General features: G+C 54.2%; 14 protein-coding genes. 8 read left to right on the top strand and 6 right to left on the bottom strand.

Going from position 1 to position 21,749, the window contains the following annotated elements:
- Positions 1-5 precede the first annotated feature (5 nt).
- From LOC67_RS15590 to LOC67_RS15575, 4 genes are all read right to left on the bottom strand, one after another.
- Entirely contained in the window at positions 6-2,420 is a 2,415-nt protein-coding gene (locus tag LOC67_RS15590; RefSeq protein WP_230263539.1) for a DUF1553 domain-containing protein, read from the bottom strand.
- Positions 2,421-2,674: 254 nt separating this feature from the next.
- Positions 2,675-3,988, bottom strand: a complete 1,314-nt coding sequence (locus LOC67_RS15585; RefSeq protein WP_230263538.1) for a NupC/NupG family nucleoside CNT transporter — start codon at positions 3,986-3,988, stop codon at positions 2,675-2,677.
- 5 nt (positions 3,989-3,993) lie between these two features.
- Positions 3,994-4,629, bottom strand: coding sequence for a uracil phosphoribosyltransferase (upp, locus tag LOC67_RS15580; RefSeq protein ID WP_230263537.1), 636 nt, complete (start codon positions 4,627-4,629; stop codon positions 3,994-3,996).
- A gap of 235 nt (positions 4,630-4,864) precedes the next feature.
- On the bottom strand, positions 4,865-8,602 hold the full coding sequence (locus tag LOC67_RS15575; protein WP_230263536.1) for an efflux RND transporter permease subunit: 3,738 nt from the start codon (positions 8,600-8,602) through the stop codon (positions 4,865-4,867).
- A gap of 818 nt (positions 8,603-9,420) precedes the next feature.
- Here LOC67_RS15575 and LOC67_RS15570 point away from each other — a divergent pair.
- The gene (locus LOC67_RS15570) at positions 9,421-10,560 is read left to right on the top strand and encodes a XylR family transcriptional regulator (RefSeq protein ID WP_230263535.1); all 1,140 of its coding nucleotides are present in this window, start codon (positions 9,421-9,423) and stop codon (positions 10,558-10,560) included.
- A gap of 219 nt (positions 10,561-10,779) precedes the next feature.
- On the opposite strand, the gene LOC67_RS15565 is transcribed toward LOC67_RS15570, so the two are convergent.
- Positions 10,780-11,052, bottom strand: a complete 273-nt coding sequence (locus LOC67_RS15565) for a hypothetical protein (RefSeq protein WP_230263534.1) — start codon at positions 11,050-11,052, stop codon at positions 10,780-10,782.
- Positions 11,053-11,172: 120 nt separating this feature from the next.
- On the opposite strand from LOC67_RS15565, the gene LOC67_RS15560 reads away from it, so the two are divergent.
- Together LOC67_RS15560 and LOC67_RS15555 are read left to right on the top strand one after the other, a co-directional pair.
- Positions 11,173-11,739, top strand: a complete 567-nt coding sequence (locus tag LOC67_RS15560; RefSeq protein WP_230263533.1) for a DJ-1/PfpI family protein — start codon at positions 11,173-11,175, stop codon at positions 11,737-11,739.
- Between the two features lie 129 nt (positions 11,740-11,868).
- On the top strand, positions 11,869-12,810 hold the full coding sequence (locus LOC67_RS15555) for an alpha/beta hydrolase (protein ID WP_230263532.1): 942 nt from the start codon (positions 11,869-11,871) through the stop codon (positions 12,808-12,810).
- A gap of 64 nt (positions 12,811-12,874) precedes the next feature.
- Here LOC67_RS15555 and LOC67_RS15550 read toward each other — a convergent pair whose 3' ends face one another.
- Entirely contained in the window at positions 12,875-14,719 is a 1,845-nt protein-coding gene (locus LOC67_RS15550; protein WP_230263531.1) for a vWA domain-containing protein, read from the bottom strand.
- 568 nt (positions 14,720-15,287) lie between these two features.
- On the opposite strand from LOC67_RS15550, the gene LOC67_RS15545 reads away from it, so the two are divergent.
- The 5 genes from LOC67_RS15545 (at position 15,288) to recG (ending at position 21,672) form a co-directional block, all read left to right on the top strand.
- Complete coding sequence (locus LOC67_RS15545; protein WP_230263530.1) at positions 15,288-16,205, top strand: tetratricopeptide repeat protein; 918 nt, start codon at positions 15,288-15,290, stop codon at positions 16,203-16,205.
- A 163-nt stretch (positions 16,206-16,368) separates the two neighbouring features.
- The gene (locus LOC67_RS15540) at positions 16,369-17,334 is read left to right on the top strand and encodes an RluA family pseudouridine synthase (RefSeq protein ID WP_410001149.1); all 966 of its coding nucleotides are present in this window, start codon (positions 16,369-16,371) and stop codon (positions 17,332-17,334) included.
- A gap of 233 nt (positions 17,335-17,567) precedes the next feature.
- Complete coding sequence (locus tag LOC67_RS15535) at positions 17,568-18,884, top strand: coproporphyrinogen-III oxidase family protein (protein ID WP_230263528.1); 1,317 nt, start codon at positions 17,568-17,570, stop codon at positions 18,882-18,884.
- Positions 18,868-19,362: a glycine cleavage system protein H gene (locus tag LOC67_RS15530; protein WP_230263527.1), complete on the top strand. Its 495-nt coding sequence runs from the start codon at positions 18,868-18,870 to the stop codon at positions 19,360-19,362. Before LOC67_RS15535 ends, LOC67_RS15530 begins: the two co-directional genes overlap by 17 nt.
- Before the next feature lie 156 nt (positions 19,363-19,518).
- Positions 19,519-21,672 (top strand): ATP-dependent DNA helicase RecG, encoded by a 2,154-nt coding sequence (recG, locus tag LOC67_RS15525; protein ID WP_230263526.1) that lies wholly within the window; start codon positions 19,519-19,521, stop codon positions 21,670-21,672.
- Positions 21,673-21,749: the final 77 nt, after the last annotated feature.

Below are 21,749 nucleotides of genomic sequence, written 5' to 3'. Positions count from 1 at the left end.
CTAATTCAGTCCACGAACAGAAATTCGTTCCAGTTCAAAACGCTCAAGCAATACAAGCGTTTTGCTTCGTCATCGCTCAACCCGTGCTTGTCCGACAAGCTTTCCATCAGCTTCACCCCGTCGGCAACGTCTTTCTCATTGGCGTCACGCAATAGGACACGTGGGATGACGGCTTTGACCACATCGGCTTTGCTCTTGGAAGATGCATCAATCGATTCGGCCAGTTTTTGAGCCTGTTGACCGGCAAAGTCACCGTTTAGCAATGACAAGGCTTGTGCAGGCTGAAGCGTCATGAACCGAGCTTCACATGTAAGGTCAGGATCGGGAAAATCGAAGGCCGACAACATCGGCGTCAGCAGCGATCGCTTGACGTAGATGTAAACGCTTCGTCGATTCTGGTCCTGGATGCTGGATTTTCCCCAACCGTCACCAGGCTTTGATTGGCCCGCCATCACTTCCGGCGAAAGTTCGGGATAGATACTCGGTCCGTATGATTTCAAATTCAATTCGCCGGTCGCGGCGAGGATCGAATCACGAATCTCTTCGGCGCTCAACCGGCGCGGATCGAATCGCCAGAACAGTTCGTTGTCGGGATCGATACCAAGAGCTTCCTTATTGCCTTCAGACGACATCTGATAAGCCTTGCTGGACAAAATCAGACGGTGCATGTCTTTGACGCTCCAGCCGCTTTCGACAAATCGATTGGCAAGATAGTCCAACAGTTTCGGGTGACTCGGTGGCGTTCCCAACTGCCCGAAGTTATTCGTGCTGCGAACGATTCCCCGACCGAAGTGGTACTGCCAGATTCGGTTCACCATCACGCGGGCGGTCAACATGTTGTCTTCGCTAGCGATCCAGTCTGCCAGGATACGTCGTCGGCCTGCAGAGCGTTGTGTACTCGGTTCCAGTTCAGGAACGGTTGGCAATTCGGATTCGAACAACGATGGAAATTGCGGCTCGACTTCATCACTCGGCGAATGTGGGTTTCCACGGAACAAGACGAAGGTAGGCTCTTCGACCTTCCGGTACTTCGCCAAACCCATCACGGTTTCGCGTTGGGGCAAGCTTTTTAGCTCTTCGTTGTTCTTGCGAAGCTGCTGCTTCAAATCTTCGTATTGTTTCCAGGCTTCATCGCTGAGGTGCTGACGAAGTTTGGCACGAAGGACGCGATTGCGATCTCGACGCGAACCTTCCGTCGCACGCTGATCTGGCGCCGACATTTTGACGATTCCAGTCTGCTCCAGATCGTAAATCTGCTTTTCCAGCTCACGACGTGTTTTGTCGTTAGCCGCGTACTGATCTTTCAGTTCTTGCGAGCTGACATCGACCTGACTGTAAATCGACAAGTCGCCACGCTCGGCGTATGGCGTGAGGTCTTCGAAGAACGAGAGCATCCCGTAGTAATCGGTCTGCGGAATCGGATCGATTTTGTGATCGTGGCAACGGGCACAGTTCATGGTCAATCCTAGGAAGACCTGCCCGGTTGTCAGGATGATGTCGTCCAATGCATCGAAGCGAGCCTGCAACGGATCAGCCGGCTCATCGTCATAGATGCCCAGTCGATAGTAACCGGTCGCGGTCATCGTTTCCGGCGTCACCTTGTCCAGTTCATCACCAGCGAGTTGCTCGCGGATGAACTGGTCGTAAGGCTTGTCTTCGTTGAAAGAGCGAATCACGTAGTCACGATACTTCCAAGCGTTTGCCTTGGGACCATCTCGTTCGAACGAGTTTGTTTCGGCAAAACGGACCAAGTCCAACCAGTGACGTCCCCAGCGTTCACCGTAGTGAGGTGAGGCAAGAAGCTGCTCGGTCAAGTTCTTGAACGCGTCTGGCGATTGGTCAGCAACGAATGCGTCGACCTGAGCTTTCGATGGAGGCAAGCCAGTCAGGTCGTAACTGAGACGCTTGATCAGCTCTTGCTTTTCGGCGGCGCCGTTCGGCTTGAGGCCGGCTTCGGCAACAGAGTCGTAGATGAATGCGTCGATTGGGTTTTCTTGCCAAGCCGCATTGTCAACTTCAGGAATCTCAGGCTGACTGACGGGCTCGAACGCCCAGTGCTTTTGCCATGTCGCACCTTCTTTGATCCAAGTTTCCAGCAACGCGATGTCTTCGTCACTAACCGGATCGCCTTCAGGAGGCATGCGTTCCCATTCGTCTTCCGAACGCATCCGCGCGATCATGACGCTTGCTTCAACGTCACCAGGCACGATCGCGTGTTCGCCCGAATCAGTTTCCGCGAATGCCTCGTCACGACTTGCGAAACTCAGACTGCTTTCAGCTTCATCAGGCCCGTGGCAAGAAAAACATTTCTTGGCCAAGATTGGCTGGACCTGCTTTTGGAAATCAATGGTGGGCTCGGCCGCGTGCAAGATGGAACATGTTCCAGTCAATGCGGCGACAATGACCAATAGTTTAGGCATAAACCGATAAATCATTTCGGTGTAGATTTTTGTCGAGCTGTGGCCGCACTGGAGGTTGGATGTTCCGGAAAAACGATGCGGCGCAAAAGGCGGGGATCAGCATTCAATACTGACAGGAGTATTCTCACCTAAACCGTGTGGTTTTCCAATGAGAATGGGTCCATTTTCAGTAAGCAATGTTTCGAAGGCTAACCCCGGAATTTCCGGAGATTTTCGAGCTTACAGTGTACTCGGATTGTTCAATTCTTGCCACGTTAGAGCAGCAATCCGGCGATCGCGCCAGTCATGCAACAGGCCAATAACCCGCCAAACATTGCACGCAATCCGAGCCGCGCGAGGTCTTTCCGTCGAGATGGCTCCAGACCGCCGATGCCCCCCACTTGAATCCCGATCGCGCCAAAGTTGCTGAATCCTGCTAAGGCATATGTCAGGATGATTGCAGTGCGCTCAGAGATCACCGGTTGCGATGCCTCCATCATCTGCCCGAGCGATTGGTAGGCAATAAACTCGTTGGCAACGGTCTTGAGCCCAATCAATCGCCCCGCTTCCATGCATTCTGCCGCTGGAATTCCCAACAGCCATGCGATCGGCCAACACGCATATCCCAAGATGATTCCCAGCGAAAGGACAGCCCCCCCCCCATCGCTTAACCAGGCAAACTGATAACACAGTTGACCGAGCAACACGTCGACTAGATTCAAGATCGCCAAAAACGCGATCAGCATCGCGCCGACATTCAGCGCTAGCTTCAGCCCGTCACTTGCCCCGTCCACTGCAGCAGCGACGACATTGACCGGCCCCTGATCTAAATCGTCCTCCTGCTTTGCCTCGGCGGGATCCTTCGATTCAGACTTCGATTCCTTCTTTGGCTTAAAGGCAAGCTCAGTCGAAACGACCGCATCGGGGCTTTCGGGCTGCATGACTTTCGCGATCAGAAGCGCTGCCGGCGCACTGATGACCGACGCGGTCAAAAGGTGCGCAACATCAATCCCCATGCCCGCGTACGCCCCCAACAGCCCCCCGGTCACCGTCGCAAAGCCACCGGTCATCATCGCGTTCAGCTCGCTGCGAGTCATCTTGGCCAGGTACGGCCGCACAACCAAAGGCGCCTCGGTATGTCCAACAAAAACGTTCGCCGCGGCAGCAAGCGTTTCTGGGCCACTGGTTTTCAATGTGAACTGCATCACCCAAGCGAGCGCGTAGACCACCCACTGCATCACGCCGATGTAGTACAGAATGCTCATCAAAGACGAGAAAAAGATCACCGTGGGAAGCACACCGAACGCGAACGTGGCGACAATTGATTCGCTGAACGATTCGCTTAAATGCGATGAAAACAGAAATCCACTTCCCGCGTTGACGCTGCCCATCACCAACGTGAATGCGTCGCCAATCCAAGTGAAAAATTCTTGCCCGCGCCTGGTCCGCAACACCAAGACCGCCAAGGCCAACTGCAACAGCAGCCCTCCGAAGACAACACGAAAAGGAAAACGCTTCCGATCGCTGCTGACCAACCAAGCGAGCCCGATAAAGGCCGCGATGCCCAACACACAAATGAATCGTTCCATCGTGGTTATCCGTGCTGTGGTGTATCGAAGATTCGATCCCCGGCGTCCCCTAGCCCCGGAACAATGTACGACTGATCGTTTAATTCAGGATCGATCGCCGCCACATAGACTCGCACATCCGGAAAATCTCTTTGAACACGGTCAATTCCGGGCTGCGACGCGATGATTGACAGAACACGAATTTCGCTCACGCCCCACTGCCGAAGCCGGCGGATGACCAAATCGATACTTCCACCGGTCGCCAACATCGGATCAACGACCAATGCCACATTCGGCGCGTTCTCGTGCGGAAGCTTGTCGTAGTAACCGACCGGCTCAGCTGTCTCTTCATTTCGATAAAGCCCCAAATGCCAAACCGCAGCCTCGGGCAGCAGTTCCAGGATCGGGTCAACCATCCCCAACCCGGCTCGTAAGATCGGCACGATGCCGACGTGAACCGACAACGCTTCGCAAGTTGCGTCGCAAATCGGGGTGGAGATCAGTCGTGGCTTTGTGGCCAGATCTTCCGTCGCGTAGACACCCAGAATCATCGACAGCCGCTGAATCGCCGCACGAAACTCGCTCGGCCGAGTCTCCTTGTCGCGAATGGTGCATAAATGATGCTCAATCAGCGGATGCTCGATTCGATGGACCAAGTTCACGGCAGTATCTCCCGTAGTCGTACTGGCAATGCGAGCGAATTCGATCGCTTGCGGCAATCTTCTGCGTCCAAGTTATAGAACGAGATGACAGCAATGCGAAGGACGGGAGGCCCTTCCCCCGCCGGATGCAGGGGGAGACAGCCAAGCTGCCAGCTTGATACACAGAGTCAGCAGACAGTTTCATCCACAGTGTCAACAGACCGGCGGACACCGCACGTCTGCCAAAGCTAAACGCCTATCGCCCTTTGACTCGATGGGGCTTGTCAGCACGCATGGAGGGCGAGTGGATCTTCAAATGCGGCAACGAATCTTTGTCGATCGCGTCCGCCTCGGTGCGCGGTGGTTCATCGTCGCTGGTAGGGACCGGATGCTCGTCTTCATCGACCAGCGGGGCTCCAACGCGTGGCTTAAAGAACCGCCCCAACGGCCCCGCCAGGAGCGCCGGCAGCAACACCAAGTCACCAATCAACGCTGCTGCCAACAGGACTAACATCAGGGTGCCGAATCGTTGAGTCGGCGTGAATGTCGAAAGCGCGAACACGAACAAGCCCAACCCGCCGACAATTGTGGTCTGAGTCATTGCAGGTCCGACACGCCGATACGTCATTTCCACCGCTTTCAAGCGATCGTAGCCCTTGTCTAAGAAGGTACGGAACCAACTTAGAAAGTGAATCGTGTCGTCAACTGCGACCCCCATCGCGACCGAAGCGGTCATCATGGTGCCGATATCAACCAGACGCCCGAAGTGTCCCATCAATCCGAAGATCAACAGCACCGGGAACATATTGGGGATCATCGAAATGACACCCGACATCGTTCCGGTAACAAAGTTACCTGGCATGATGAACCGCAACGGAGTGCTAGCGGGGTTAAGCAGGACGACCATCACAAACGCAATCAAGACGAATGCCATCGCGATTGATTCGACCAAGCTACCTAGCAGTGTTCGCTGTGCCTTGTAAACCACCGGAACCACACCGGTATAAATCACCTCGAGTGCTCCGGCACCTTCGGTCGAAGGAATACGTTCGCCGACCAAGCTATGCACGATCGACTTCGTGAAAATCCCCTCGCCATCGACAACTGCCTTTGCTTCGGCCAGGCTATCAGCGGGCGCTGGATCATCACCGACCCAAACCATCACGTCAGAAATCCCGACAACTTTATTCCAAAGCTCTCCACCGATTTCGATGGGCTTCTCTGCTGAATTGGGATCTAACCATCGAGGTTCAGGGATTCGCTCGCCACGAAGCAACTCTTCAAGCACCGCAAGATAGATCTCGTGAGTCAGGATCTGACTGGCTTCGGAATCACCGTCAATCTTTTGCTTATCGATCAGCTTGGTCTCACGAAGCGGCTTTGGCTTTGAAGCCCCCATCATCACGACGACCGGTTTCTTCTTTCCTTTCAGTTCAGCCGATTCCAACTCCGCTAAGATCGCATCGCGAGTGTCATACGCTCGCAATACCGGCTCCACCGAAGTACGCAAGGTGCTGATGAACTGACCATAGTCGACGTCCGATAACGCACTGACTCGCAAGCTGATTCGCCACAGCTCACTGTCTTTCATGGGGCCATACTGCTCCAACCGAACATAGTCGTTGGAAAGCAACTCTTCTCGACCCGCTGTCAACTCGTTGACGTATTGCGAGCGCACCGGATTCCAACCATTGGTGACATCCGGAAGCGGCTTCAAGAACGTGTTGACCGCAGTAGCGGAACCGACAACCCCCAAACCTGGCTCGCCCAAGGTTTGATGAACGACGTAGTTGATCCGAGCAACCGCTTCGACTCGCTCCAAAATGTTTAGTGGGATCGCCGAAGCTGATGACGACTCTTCATCGCTTTCAGAATTACCTTCGGTTGTCGATGCAGTTGCGACTTGATGCGATGGTGGCACCCTCAGCACCAGTTCCATCGGAACCAACTTGCCAAAATTCTTTTCCAACCAAGCGTAATCACGAATGATTCGTGCGTCTTCGTCAAACAGTTTTAGCAGTTGCACCGATGTCTTGATCTTCGAAAGCCCCAGCGATGCGCCAACCAAGACCAACAGGCACGCCGCCGTTACCCACCAATGTCGCTTGCAGATCCATGCGCCCGCTGCTGCCCACTGGTCTGACAACCATGACTCGCCACTTTCTGTTTTCTTGGCCGCAGGTTTCGCCTTGGACTCGGTGACAAAGGTCTGTAGCGCCGCAGGCAGGTAAGTAAACAAGATCGCCAACGTCGCGATCACACCAATCGCCGCGTAGAACCCGAAGTTACTAATCGGTGCGAGATTACTGGTGTAAAGAGACCCCAGACCGATCGCTGTCGTTAACGCGGCAAGTGCACATGGAAACGCGGCGTGCTTGATAGCCCGCCCAGCAGCCCCACTGCGTCCACCACTGCGGACCTCGTCACGGTAATAGTTCACAACGTGAATCGCACCGGATAGACCCAGCACGTAAACCAACGATGGCATGCTCATCAATACCGCATCGACTCGACCGCCGGTCCAGCCGACGAACGCCATGCTCAGCATCGCCGCAGAACCACCGACGACGAAAACCATCATGGTGATTTTGACACTGGTGAAACATAGGTAGGAAAGGATCACGCCCAACAGAACGCTGTATCCAACCAACCTAACCAAGGTAATAGTCCCTTCTTCATCAATCGCGATGTTGTCAACTGGCGGACCGCCCAAACGCAGCGGAGGAAGCCCCGCTTCGGACTCCACTTCTTTGCGATCAAATGGTGGAGGCGCGACCGACGGTGGCGAAGCCGCTTTGACGCCGGAATCTTCCGCAAGCTGAAGCAACCGACCACGTGGACCTCCCATCACTCCGCGACCAAGCGCATATGCCAAGTTGTCTTGGGCCGCATCGGTCAGCGTGATCAGCAAACAGGTCTGCCGAGGTGGTGGATCGATTTCGGCAGCATCGAATACGGCATACCAAGCATCGGTCTGAGTGTTGGTTTCCGCTTCAGTGATCTTCTCGAAGTCACCTTCAAGATGCAGGTCCGCGAACTCCTGCAAAGCCTTGTCGACGACAAGGTCAAAGTTGTCCGGGATACGGGACTTGCTGTCTTCCGGAACGACTTCACGGAACTCTTCCGCCGTCCAAGTGAACCCTTCAGGCACAGCAGGAGCAAACAGCGAACCGGTCAAGCGTTCCATTGCACGTCGTCTTGCAATGACGGGACGACGTGACGGATCCGTGAAGTCAACCGGCCACAGAAGGCCACCTTCTTTGGACAGCTCACTGACCAATGACACACCGGTTTCGACCGATCGAAACATCGGGGCACAAACCAGTGTCGGGTCGTTGTAAAAAGGATTCGCGTGGTCTTTATCGGCCTTCCCACCAAATGCGGCGACAAATGTCCCGGATAGCTCAAACTTATCAAAAGCTCGTTTCAGCTCTCGACCAAGTGCGGCTGGACCATTGGACGCTTCGTCCCAACGGAATAAACGCCCATCGGGTGTGATGTAGTAGTGCTTGCCATGTGAGGTGACCAACCATTTCTCGTTCTTGCCGCCCCAATTATTCAGCTCACGCGATGCGGGCAACAAACCGAGACGAACGCCGAATTCTTTCGCACGACGGTAATCTTCTGCTAATGCAGGATCGTCGATGTGTTCTGCCGGATCGGTCTGGCTGCATTCGCGGCGTAGCTTTGACGCCAAAAGTTTCAGTCGCTGATCGTCTTCGGTACAACCTGGCCACGTTGCGATCACAAAGCTTTCGCCAACGAAGTGCTTTGCGAACCAAGCAAGTTCCGATGTCTCGACAAAGTCAGACGGCAACCAGTCTTTGACGTCGTTCTCTTTGGACTTCAGGCTCAGCCGTGCCGATCGGAAAGCGAACGGCATTGTGAAAAAGAACAGGAATAGAATCACCAACGACCATGAAAGGCCGAAGAATGTTCGGCGTTCCAGCAACGGCGGTTCCGCCTGGCCGCTCTTACGCTGGTTGCTTTGCATACTGTTTTGACGCGATGTATCTAGGTGCGAATGAAAAGGCGAGTTGCCTGGATAATGACACTGTGTGGACCAGCGAATCGACGCCTCCGCCCGGTCAGGGATTGCGACCGCGACAGAAACACTCTCGCCATTTGATCGCAAAATACAGACCAAGACTGCGGAGGTCTACTTCAAAGCGCCAGAGGTTTTCCGGTCAGAAAAACGCGATCGCCGCAAACTCGGGTCGCGTAAGCTTTTCCGCGTTGGCTTCTGACGCATCCCCCCAGCCTCCGTATCGGGTTGACCTTCGAGGGCTACGTGATGTGGAAACATCAGCCGCTGCAATAGTCAACGTCGCGTTGCCCATCCACAACAGCAAGCGAAATCGCCCCCTTCGTGTGACACACAGAAAGTCACTTTCATAAACCAGCTGCCAGAAGCGGACCTCAAAACCGAAGCAGCCGTTCGACCTTAACGGTCCACTGCGTGGCAGACGCAGCCACGCCGACATGCACATTTGACAAAACATTTTCGCAATTTGGTTAGATTCCCGTGGCATAACGGCTACGGCAATAAATTGCACACTAAGATATATTTCCAGCGCACTGGCCGCCGAATTTCGGGTAAAGTCCGGAACCACCTGGCGGCGGGCGTTGTTGAATAAGGATCTTCACTGAGATATATTCTGCCGCTTCACTGTCCGCGGCCCTCGCAAACAGGATGCGTTTCTCGACGCTTCCCCGCCAAATATGACCGAAACGCAGCAAATTCCGACCCCGGCAGCCACGACCACAACCAGCTCGTCGCGCCCGAAAGTTTTGCTGCTTGTCGAAACCACCATGGCCTACGGGCGGGGTGTGCTGGAAGGGATCAGTCGCTATCGCATCGAAAAACAGCCATGGTCGGTACAGCTCGACCTGCGTGAATTGATGGCGGGTCCCCCAGCATGGCTGAATTCCTGGGATGGCGACGGGATTATCACCCGCGAGCTTTCGCCGGCGATGCTGGAATTCATCCAGGATACCGGAGTCCCCACGATCAACCTCGGGGACATTCAAAACGAAACTTCGTTGCCTTCGGTCATGAACGACCACGACGCGATCGGCCGATTGGCAGCGACCCACTTAGCCGACAAAGGCTTGGAACACTTTGCGTTCGCCGGCTTCGATGACCACCTCTGGTCGCAGCTTCGACTCGATGGCTTCCGTGCCTGCCTGACCGAACGCAAGGTTGCCTCATCAGACAGCATTCATCTGCACATGTCCGAATGGGCAAACGCCAGCAAGCACGGTTGGCAAGATCAGCAGGAACAGATCGTCGAATGGGTTCGCAAGCTGCCGCGCCCGATCGGTATCTTCGCCTGCAATGACTTTCGCGGACAGCACATCCTCGAAGCCTGCCAAACGGCCAAGGTCTCCGTTCCAGACGAAATCGCCGTTCTAGGTGTCGACAACGACCACGTCCTCTGCGACTTCTGCGATCCGCCGCTTTCGAGCATTATTCCGGCGGCTGAGCGTATCGGCTATCAAGCCGCATTGATGCTCGACCAGTTGATGCGTGGTGAACAGCCGTCGGAGCTACATCTTCGCATTCCGCCATTGGGAATTGCCGAGCGACTCTCGACAGATGTACTGGCGATCGATGACGAAGACGTCGCCGCGGCAATCCAAATGATTCGCTTCCGTGCTTGCGAAGGTCTGACGGTTTCGGACATCCTGAAAGAAGTCCCGATCGCGCGAAGCAGCCTAGAACGACGCTTTCGCCAATACCTTGGGCGTTCGCCCCAAGCCGAAATTCGCAGGGTGCAAATCAAGCGGGCGTGCCAACTGTTACGCGATACCGAGCTAAGCCTCGTCAAGATCTCGCGACTGACTGGATTCAAACACGCCGAGTATTTCAGCGTCGTCTTCAAACGCGAAGTCAAGCAGACGCCCGGACGATACCGCGAAGCCAGTCGCGCAAAAGCTCGGAAACTGTAACCAACCGACTCAGCCTGAATCGGCACTCGGAGATCATTCTCGCGGGACGTACGCGAAGAGCTTCCTTAAAAGACGTACTCGCATTGGTTATCCGCAGGGCTTCGATGCCCCGAAACAAGCGAGTCGCCGCGTCTCAAATTCAGAATGAAGCGATGGGGAACTGCGTGCAACTCGGCACGTACTCCAAAGCATCGTTGCACAAAGGTGCTAACTGACTTGTTATCGTGTCAGTTCGGCAAACAAGTTATTGGTGCCCAGAAAGATCTGTCGCATCGGGCGTGCACGCATCGGTGCATCAGAATAGTGAAGCAACCGAACGGTGTTTCCATAGACGTGCAACAATCGACCGGGCCGCGTTTCGATTGGCATCGATTTGATTTCGTCGCGGTACTCACCTGCCGGCAGAACGACCGCGCTCCATCCCGTCGGTGACTTTGCCGACAACGATGCGGACAGAATCAGTGATAAGATCAAAAGTGTCGCGTATCGCACAACATTAACTCCGTGGCTACATTCAACTGCGACACTCTAAGTCAGCGTTAACGTCGAGGCTGACCTAATCCTTAAAATTCACCGCAAACAAATCCACCGAAAGACCAACGGAATCACGTCATGACAAAAAAGATCCTGATGATCGTGGGCGACTTTGTAGAAGACTACGAAGCGATGGTGCCTCGACAGACCCTGCAGACCCTCGGCCATCAAGTCGACACGGTGTGTCCGGATAAAAAGGCGGGTGACTTCGTCGCCACGGCAATCCACGATTTCGAAGGGCACCAAACTTACAGCGAAAAGCCCGGGCACCGGTTTTCGATCTCGACGGACTTCGACGCGGTCAATGTCGATGACTATGACGCCCTGGTCCTACCGGGTGGTCGCGCTCCAGAATACCTTCGGTTGAACGCTCGCGTGATCGAAATTGTCAAGCAATTCGATTCATCACAAAAGCCGATCGCCGCGATCTGCCACGGTCCGCAAATCCTGGCTGCGGCCGGCGTTCTGGTAGGAAAACAGTGCAGCTGTTACCCGGCAGTCCAATACGAAGTCGCAGCCGGTGGAGGACAATACATCGAGCCCGCCGCCTCAATGGACTCGGCCCACACACACGGGCACCTCGTGACCGCACCGGCATGGCCTGCACACCCTGCTTGGATGCGCGCGTTTCTGGATATCCTTTGATTCCAACGATGCAATTCAACAAGCTGTTTATCAGATGGCTTGGTTTTTGTGCATAATAGAAGGTGTGAACGCCCGGGCGTGCAAGGAAACGCATGCCCCCCTCCCCGCTAATCTTCAGGAGCTGTCCGAATGCCTTCAATCTTGACCCAACCAACGGTCAACAAGCGATCCTTACTCTGGATGCTGACCGTCTGCTTTTCTCTTGGGATCTTGATGACCGCAAGCGTCCAAGCCCAAAACAAAAAACCTGAGCCAATACCGAAACCTCGCAAAGTTGACTTGCCAACCAAAGACGGCGTCGAACTGAGCGGTGTCTACTTCGGGTCCAACAAAGGCAAAGAAGCCATTCCGGTGATCATCATCCACGAATGGAAAGGGCAAAAGGCTCCCTACGGATCGCTATGCATGATGTTGCAGCGAGCCGGCTGCGCAGTGCTGGCCTTTGATTACCGTGGTCACGGCGGATCTCGCGAATACACGACCCGGACTGGCGAGAAAAAGGAATTCAAGATCGAAACGATGCGGCGAAAGTCGGTCGGTGATATCGCACGCTTCGATTTGGAAACGGCAAAGAAGTTTTTCAAGGACGAAAACGATGCCGAGAAGCTGAACATGAACGCGCTGGTCGTCATCGGTATCCGCGAAGGCTGCGTCATCGGAACCAACTGGGCGATGGTCGACTGGCGATACCCCAGCGTCGGAAGCCGAAAACAAGGCCAGGACGTCAAAGCACTGGTGATGATCTCACCAGAACGTCAAGTTCAAGGTGTTCCGATCGATGCCGCACTGAACGATCCCAACATTGGGCGTCTGCCGACTTTGATTATCTACGGCAAAGGTTCTGAAGAGGAATCCGATTCGCAACGAATTCAAAAGCTGCTTGAGGTCAACAAACGACGTCTCAGCAGCGGCCGTGATCCAGAAGGCCTTGAAGTCATCGAGATCAATGAACCGCTCGGCGGTCCTTCACTTGTCAGTGGGCAATCAACCGTCATTCCTTCGATCGTGAAGTTCATCACCGAGCAGGTCAAAATCTCCGACTCGGAAAATCCCTGGATCTCACGCGAATAGAATCGCAAACATAGCGACCGGCGCGGGCCATTGGATCGCGCTGTCGCTTTACTTCGCTGTCGCGTTACTTCTTTGGCACGTAGCGGTAATGCCCGCCGTTGTTAACCGCGATACGCTTCATCCCGGTTTCACCGCTGCGGCTGTGATATCCGATCGTGTGAACGATACTGATCGGCCCATCGTCACCGAATAAGTTGTCCATCCGGTTTGTCTCCTGAAAGATCTCCTCGATTCGCTTCGGAAACTCACCATCGGACAATAGGAACACGACATCCGGCCGCATGTCGATCGCAAAGGGAATAATGTCATAGGGTGCTTTCCCACGATCCATCTCGATTCCCATCGCCCACTGACGCAACAAAGCTTTGTTTTCAGCGGTCGCGTAAACACTGCGAGGTTCATCAACGTTCGGATCAGCCAGTCGCATGAACTCGGGATCTTCGTCAAAGAAAACGACATAGAATCGCTGGGTTGGCTTCAGCAAGTTGATCGATTGCAGTAGCTCTTCACGGGCTTCAGTAAACGCATCGCCCATGCTTTTACTGCTATCCAAAAGGTAGACGAAGTGATTGCCTCCACCTTCGATACCGCAGAATTGCATCTTCTCTTTGGAATCAGAACTCATTGACATCGCCATCGCTGAAGCCGCGACAGACTCGGAAATCACGGGCGCGAAATCCGAAACCGAGGGCTCGATATCGGCAACGAGTTCACTTGCTTGAAACTCGCCGACTTCTGAAATTTCGGTTTCGACTTCGCTGGGCTGCGGTTCCGCCTCAGTCGTTTCAATTTCTTGTGACTCAAGATTGATTGATTCGATTTCGACAACTTCGTTGGAGGCAAACGAACAACTGATAGCTTCTTGATCTCTCGGTCTGGCAGTCGAAAACGTGATGATCCCGAGGCCGAGAATTATTAATACGTGAACAACAAAACTGACAAACCACGCACGTCCCTTTCGTCGACGTCGTTCACGAAGTTCAGCTTCTGAAGGTTCCAGCACGTTCTCACGATCCGCTATCGAGACGGACATGATCGGCGGATGCACTGTCTGCTGGCCAACCACGACGTCCAAGAACGAAAACGTTTCTTCGGCGATTCTGCCCGCGCTGTTTTTCTTCGGCCTCGCCGTACCGGCTGAAGAGTTATCCGTGTGCGTGCGCTGCGGATCGGTCGGTGAGGATTCACGAGCGCCAGAGCGTTGCTTTTCTTTACGTCGTTTTGACTTGGAACGCTTCACAAAGCCATCAACATCACTTTCACTTGCATGGCCGCCAACAAGGTCGCTCGCTTGGCGAGCCGAGACGGCCTTGGCGACATCATCCCAATGACCGAAAGATCCCACCGCTGGTTGATTTGAAGGTTCCAGCGACGAAGCTGCCAAAGCTTCATCGGCGGACTCATTTTCCAGAGATGCCTGCTCGGTTACATCACCTTCGCTGCTTTGGCGATGTTGATCGGATCGAACGTCTTCGTCCGATTGACGAATGAAAACTGCTGCGGATCGGATCCCACGCATTCGCGGCAGACCAGGAAGTGGCACTGCGGACCCAGAAGTGTTCAGATTCGTCTGCAATTGCCCACTGGAAGAATTTTCCAGGGCTGTTTCATCAGGGTTGGCCTGATCGTCACCGTCACATGCCCGTGAAGCATGTTCAGGACCAACAGCCGGCGCATGAAGATTGGAATTGGCGTCCGTGATTCGCGATTCCACGATGCTACGCGTCTGGACAATCTGCCGTTCTAATCGCTCGATCCGCAGCTCCAATAGTGCAGCTCGAGCGTCAAGTCTCGCAGCAGCAGCTTCACTTCGTGTCTGTTCCAATTCCAATTGGAGTTCGCGAAGGCGATCCAGATCTCCCTCGTGGACGTCATTTTCGGTGGCTTGATTATCCGCAGAAAATGTCATCTCGATTCACAAACCTACCGCCACGAGTGATACGCCATGTTGTGTTACTGCCGCGTCGAATTCATTTCGAAGCTTTCAATCGCTGACCAACATTCCGCCCAGGTCCCAGGAAACGTCCGCACCGCAGCCAACCCCACCTAGAGAGGCAAATGCTACCGCACTGGACGGTCTTGTACACGCCCGTTTTGTGCAGCAAACGCATTTGTTTCGTCTGCCGATGCCAGAACAGACCGTCGCAGACGACACAAACTTCCTAACAAGAGCGGCCTCGGCCGCCCCGCTTCAAGCACGCTACGTCATGCGTCTATCAGGACCAAACGGAAACCCATTTGACAATCTGGCCCCCGATTTCCCGTCTCGGGACGGTAATCAACGATAATGCCCAGCTATTGCGTTCACCAGTGAACTTACCCTGTTTGCCCAAAGCGGCAGGATCAGCACCTCAGAGGGGCGATTCTGGATGAATATCCGTGATTTGAGTTCTATTGACGATTCAAATTTACCGTCCGTATACTTCTCGGTTTGACCAAACGCGCAAAAACTGCAGCCAAACACGCACGAAAGATTTATGAACACCCGCCAGGAAGAGCTGGAAAATAACATCGTCGCCGACCAGCTGACTAGCTTCTACAAGAAAGTCGAGCCGTTTTCGAAGTTGATCGTCGTTGGCGTTATCGCAGTCGTCGTTGGGATGCTGGGATACGGCTTTTACAGCAGCACCCAAACCGCCACGCGTAGCGACGCGACGTTCCAGTTGTTGATGAACAACGCAGAAGTCGCTTCGCAGTATCCGGACACCACCGCGGCGGCTTGGTCAGAATTGTTTCAAGCCAACCAGAACTTGGCCAACGGTATCAGTGCGTTGTATCAGGACCGCGCCGAAGCAGAAACGTTGCTGACGCAGGCGAAGGATGAATTCATCAACGCACGCGTCTCGTCAAGCGATTCGATTCTTATTTCGCGAGCAAACTATGGCCTGGCGATTGCTCACGAATCGCTTGGTGAAACCGATGATGCGATCAAAGCTTACGAAGCATGCATCGCTGCTAAAGAATCTGAAAACATGGTCGAGGCTGCTGAAAAACGCATCGAGAATTTGAAGAGCTCCAACGCAACTCAGTTCCTGACTTGGTTCAACGAGCAGAACTTCGCTCCGGCGGATCCATCGCTTCCACCAGAGTTGCCGGGTGCGTCAACGCTTCCAGACCTTCCAGATTTGGAATTGCCTAACTTGGACCTGGATAGTGATCTTGATAGCAGGTTTGACTCGCTGCGAGGCGAAGCCTCGGACAAGGAAATGACCGGCGGCATTGAACTGCCCGAGGATACGACGGTCGAAGACGGTACCGAAACGAGCGCTGCCGAAGTGCCTGCGACCGAAGAAGTCATGACCGAGGAACCTGCACAGGAAACGTCGACCGACGAGCCCGAAACCAACGAAGAAAGCACTGAAGCAGACAAGCCTGCTTCGGAAACGCAAGAGTAGGCTTGGGTAAAGCCAATCGAGCTGTCAAAGGCTTTCTTCAACTACGATTTTTTTTCAAGTCGCTTCCGCACGTCGGCTGAACACACCGTAATTTCGACCGATGGACAATAGCGACGCGAAGCCGCCCGAAGATTCCGACGACGCCGTTGTCGACGATCCACCAATCGTCCGAGAATTTAGCGTCCCGGAATCGGCCGCCGGACAGCGAATCGATCTTTTTTTAACGGCTGCCTGTGACGGATATAGCCGCAGCCAAATCCGGCAAGCGGTTCAGAACGATCAAGCCGAAGTCGACGGCAAGATCATCCGACCGAGTTTTCGAATACGTGTCGGTCAAAAGATCCGCTTCCAGCTGCCCGAGGAGTTTTCTGACGAGGTTGTCCCAGAAAACATTCCGCTTGATTTGATCTACGAAGACGATGGCTTCGTAGTTGTGAACAAGCCACCGGGCATGGTCGTCCACCCGGCGAGAGGGAACTGGAAGGGCACCCTAACAAGCGCTCTGGCTTATCGTTTCCAATCGTTGTCGGATGTCGGCGGTCCAACACGCCCCGGAATCGTGCACCGATTGGATCGTGACACCAGCGGCGTCATTGTGGTCGCGAAAACAAACGCGGTTCATATGGCACTGGCCGAACAGTGGCACGACCGGAAAGTGGAAAAGGAGTACTTGGCGATCGCGATCGGAAAAATCGATCGAGACCGCGATGTCATCGATGCTCCTATCGGACGTCACCCGTATCAACGGGACAAAATGGCGATCCGGGAAAACCACCCCACCTCTAAACCGGCCAGCACGTTTTTCGAAGTCGAAGATCGTATTGGGCGATTCACCATCGTGCGATGCTTTCCCAAAACGGGACGGACTCACCAAATCCGGGTTCATCTCTCACATCTGGGATGTCCAATCCTCTGCGATCGGCTTTACGCCGGACACGCCGTTGCTGACCAAGGGTGGCTGGAAGGCAAAGGCGCCAGCGAGGAAAGCCCGATCATCCTGGATCGCCAAGCCTTACACGCCCGTCGGTTGAAGCTTCGTCACCCTCAGTCCGGTGAATGGATGACCTTCGAAGCTCCGGTCCCGGCTGATATCCAGCGAACTTTAGACGTGATCTCTGGGGCGAAATAGCCTCCGAATTCTTGGCCGACGAAACTGCGGCGGGAACGTCTGGGGTGAAAATCCAGGCCCACCAGGCAGAATCACCATAGGTGAAAACAACGCCGTCGCCCCCTGCCATACCCCCGTTTGGTAGGCCTGCTTGAAATGCAATCGCAGCAAAGGATGACAAGTGGCTACAATAAACCACGTTGCACCCAACTGCGACGTGAAGACGAATACTCACGACTCCCACACAAAGACTTATGTCGTCAGCAGCCAGTGATTCCAAAACTGAAGTCGGTAGCTACTTCATTTCCAACTATCCGCCCTACAGCCAGTGGAAAAAGGGTTCGTTGGATGATGTAAGCAATGCTCTTCACAGCCCGCCGCAAGAATCAACGCCACTGGGACTGTACCTTCACATTCCGTTCTGCCGAAAGCGCTGCAAGTTCTGTTACTTCAAGGTCTTTACGGACGTAACGGCTCCTGAAGTTCAGCGATATGTCGATGCGTTATGCAACGAGATCTCCATGGTCAGTCAATGTGAGATCATGGGTGACCGTCCATTTCGGTTTGTCTACTTCGGTGGCGGCACGCCGAGCTTCCTTTCGCCCAAACAATTGACAAAGCTCGCCGATCGGCTTCATGAACACATTACCTGGGACGGCGCCGAAGAAGTTACCTTCGAATGCGAGCCAGGGACGCTGAGTGAAACAAAGGTCAAAACATTGCGTGAAGTCATGGGCGTCACGCGACTGAGCCTCGGTGTCGAAAACTTTTCTGATAAAGTCCTCGAAGACAATGGCCGTGCACACCTGTCCAAACAGGTATTCCGTGCTTGGGAATGGATTGCCGAAGCCGAGTTTCCCAACGTTAACATTGACCTGATCGCGGGAATGGTGGGCGAGACCTGGGACAACTGGAAAGACAACATCCGCCAAGCGATCGAGATGTCACCCGAGAGCGTCACGATCTACCAGATGGAACTGCCCTTCAATACGGTCTACAGCAAAGACATGCTGACCAAGGACAGTGAAAGCCCCGTTGCCGATTGGGCCACCAAACGCGCGTGGGTCGATTACGCCTTCAACGAATTCCTGGATGCCGGATACAGCGTTAGCAGTGCCTACACTGTTGTTAAAGACCCTAGCAAAGTGAACTTTTCGTACCGTGACAATCTTTGGCACGGTGCGGACCTTCTTGCGACCGGGATCGCCAGCTTCGGTCACGCAAGCGGCGTCCACTACCAAAACCTTGCCGAACTGGAGCAATACCTTAGCACGATCGAATCCGGTCAAATGCCGCTTGGCCGTGGCTTTGTACCGACCGAACACCAACGGTTGATTCGTTCGATGATTTTGCTGCTCAAAAAGGGTTACTTGGATCGGTCATACTTCCAAGAAAAGTTCGGCGTCGATATCGTTGCTCAGTGGAAAGCTGAATGGGACAAGTATGTCCAAGAAGGCTGGGCTACCATCAACGACGAACGCATCGAGTTGACTCGCTACGGAATTTTGCGTGTCGATGCCATGCTGCCTTCCTTCTTTGAACCAGAACACCAGAATGTCCGATACACGTAGCCCCGAATCCTTCTCCTTTGCGATGGGGGAATTCGAAGCCACGTTTCCGCTCGATCGGCAATACGCCAAGAATCACATGTGGGCGAAGCATCGCGAAGGTGCCGTCTGGCGTTTTGGATTGTCGGCGTATGCCGTGCGTTTGCTGCAAGACGTTTACTTTTTAGACTGGGAAGTCACGCCTGATTCCCCAGTGAAGCAGCGGCAAATGATCGGGGCGATCGAAAGCAAAAAAGCAGAGAGCGATCTTTATTCGCCGATTGCCGGTCGTCTCGTTTCGATCAACGATGCTGTCATCAATGACCCGGCGATCATTAACGCGGCACCGTACGAACTCGGTTGGATGATCGAAATCGAAGCAGAGAATTCTGGACCAGATTCACCACCAGAAGCTCTTCTTTCCCCGAGCGACTACCAGACCCATTTGGACGAAGCCTGGGTCGTCGCACAACGAACAATCAAAGGCCAAGCAAACCACTAAGTCGCATTCGAAACCGAAGCGATGGCCAGCACGGGACGTGAGAATCAATGCCGGTCTAGCGGTTTTCTTTCCAGTCCGTCATGCCGTTTTTTCCCGCACACTGGACGGCGGCGAGAAAATCTTTCATGATCGTTCGACCCTACTCATGCTCGAACGATGCAAGACTCTTCTCCACAAACGACGCGATCGACGGCAGCGCAGTTCCTTCAGGGAGTCGGTCCCTCGCGCGCCCAGCGCTTGCAGAAGATAGGCCTTAAAACAGCCGGTGATCTGCTGTTCTGTTTTCCACGAAGCTACGAATTCCCCGCCCCGCCGGAACGCATCGACCGAATTCGCGAAGGCGAACCGGTTTCTCTTGTCGGTACCGTGACGGACGCCGAACTGGTTTCGCGAAGTCCTGGCAAAAGTGTCTTCGGTGCTGTGGTCCAAAACGAAACCGGTGCGGTACGGATTCTGTTTTTCAACCAGCCATTTCGCGCCGATCAACTAACGATCGATCGCCAAGTAATGATCAGTGGTGAAGCCAAACTGAATGGACTTCGGTTTGAATTTGTACATCCCAAAGTCACCTACCTGGATGAAGACGACCAAATCCAATCACCAAAGATTCTTCCGATCTATCCACTGACCGAAGGAATCAAACAGAACGAAATGCGGCGAATCGTCCAAAGCGTCGTTGAACAGCTCGCACCGCAACTGACTGAAGTGATGCCGGTCAGCTTGCGTGATCGAGCGACTGAGCTGCTGCGGGAACAAGGCGTCAATCTTCGTGAACCATTGCCATCGATCGAAACTGCGGTTCAACACATCCATTGGCCACCCGATCAGGATCACCTGAAGGCGGCTCGAAGTCGGCTTGCCTTCCAAGAGCTACTTGTCATGCAACTGGCGATGGCGATTCGTCGGCGGCGATTAACGACCGATCTGCGATCCTCCGCGATGCCCGCAGACGCATTGCTTGACGCGCGCATCACAAACCGCTTTCCGTTCGAATTGACCGGCGATCAGGTCGCGGCGATCAAACAGATCGCTATCGATATGTCGCGTCAGTTTCCGATGAATCGTTTGCTGCAAGGTGACGTCGGAAGCGGTAAGACAATCGTGGCGATCTACGCGATGATGCTCGCCGTCGGCCACGGCAACCAAGCCGTCTTGATGGCGCCGACGGAAGTGCTTGCCCGCCAACATTACGAAACGCTCAATAGGATTCTGCAATCAAGTCGTGTTCGCGTTGGACTTCTCTGTGGCAGTTTGCCAGCTGCCGACAAGCGACGGGTCCTTGCCGAAACCGCTTCGGGGGAAATCGACCTGCTTGTCGGAACCCAGGCACTGCTACACGGGCTGGAATTCAAAAGCCTTGGCCTCTGCGTGATTGACGAACAGCACAAATTTGGCGTCGGACAGCGAGTCAGACTGCGTGGCGGTGGCATTGATCCGCACTACTTAGTCATGAGTGCGACGCCCATCCCACGTTCGGTAGCAATGACGATCTTTGGCGATACAGATCTAACCACGATCACCGAGAAACCTCCGGGGCGTGGCGCTGTGAAGACGTATTTGGGTCGTGATCAATGGCGAAAGCGATGGTGGGATTTCGTACGAACGCAGCTAAACGAAGGTCGGCAAGCGTTCGTCGTCGCGCCCCGAGTCAGCGCGGGAAGCGAAGCCTCCAATGACAATGACGACAGCCGAGGCGAGGATGTTTCGTCAGTCGAATCGATCTACCAGGAGCTTCGGACCAGTCAGTTCAGTGATTTTTCCGTGGGCTTGTTGCACGGGCGTCTATCAGCTGACGACAAGCAAGCCATCATGCAGCAATTCGCTGAAGGCGAGATTGACGTGCTTGTGACCACCACCGTAATCGAAGTCGGCATCGACGTTCCCAACGCGACCGTGATGACCATCATGGGCGCAGAGCGATTCGGACTGGCGCAGCTTCACCAATTGCGTGGGCGGGTCTCGCGTGGAAACCATACCGGGCATGTATGTGTATTTACAGATGGCGAACAATCACCCGAAGAGTACGAACGCCTGCAGGTTTTCGAATCGACAAACGATGGCTTCGAGTTGGCCGAAGCCGATTTTAAAATGCGTGGGCCCGGTGAAGTTTTCAGCAACAAACAGAGCGGGATGCCTGCGATGATGATCGCCGATGTGGTCGAAGACATCGACTTGCTAAAAGCGGCGCGCATCTTGGCTCAAGAAATGGTCGACGAAGACCCAGAGCTAGAAGCGGAAGAGTTATCCGCTTTACGTGCGCAACTGATGCGTCGCTACGAAAAGCAACTGGAACTTGGCGACGTCGCTTAGCGAACCAAGTGGACCGCAAAAAAAAAAATCGCCGGAACCGGGGATAGAAGTTTTCCCACAGTCCGGCGATACGGTGA

This window comes from Stieleria sp. JC731 (genome assembly GCF_020966635.1).
In the GTDB taxonomy this organism is placed as follows: domain Bacteria; phylum Planctomycetota; class Planctomycetia; order Pirellulales; family Pirellulaceae; genus Stieleria.
Note: the sequence above shows the minus strand (reverse complement) of the source record. Positions and strands in the feature narration are given on the sequence as shown.

Bases quoted from the DNA above. Each gene is read 5' to 3' on its own strand.
- LOC67_RS15590 (WP_230263539.1), bottom strand. From the start codon at position 2,420: ATGCCTAAACTATTGGTCATTGTCGCCGCATTGACTGGAACATGTTCC.
- LOC67_RS15585 (WP_230263538.1), bottom strand. From the start codon at position 3,988: ATGGAACGATTCATTTGTGTGTTGGGCATCGCGGCCTTTATCGGGCTC.
- LOC67_RS15555 (WP_230263532.1), top strand. From the start codon at position 11,869: ATGCCTTCAATCTTGACCCAACCAACGGTCAACAAGCGATCCTTACTC.
- LOC67_RS15560 (WP_230263533.1), top strand. From the start codon at position 11,173: ATGACAAAAAAGATCCTGATGATCGTGGGCGACTTTGTAGAAGACTAC.
- LOC67_RS15550 (WP_230263531.1), bottom strand. From the start codon at position 14,719: ATGACATTTTCTGCGGATAATCAAGCCACCGAAAATGACGTCCACGAG.
- LOC67_RS15530 (WP_230263527.1), top strand. From the start codon at position 18,868: ATGTCCGATACACGTAGCCCCGAATCCTTCTCCTTTGCGATGGGGGAA.
- LOC67_RS15535 (WP_230263528.1), top strand. From the start codon at position 17,568: ATGTCGTCAGCAGCCAGTGATTCCAAAACTGAAGTCGGTAGCTACTTC.
- LOC67_RS15570 (WP_230263535.1), top strand. From the start codon at position 9,421: ATGGCCTACGGGCGGGGTGTGCTGGAAGGGATCAGTCGCTATCGCATC.
- LOC67_RS15545 (WP_230263530.1), top strand. From the start codon at position 15,288: ATGAACACCCGCCAGGAAGAGCTGGAAAATAACATCGTCGCCGACCAG.
- recG (WP_230263526.1), top strand. From the start codon at position 19,519: ATGCAAGACTCTTCTCCACAAACGACGCGATCGACGGCAGCGCAGTTC.
- LOC67_RS15575 (WP_230263536.1), bottom strand. From the start codon at position 8,602: ATGCAAAGCAACCAGCGTAAGAGCGGCCAGGCGGAACCGCCGTTGCTG.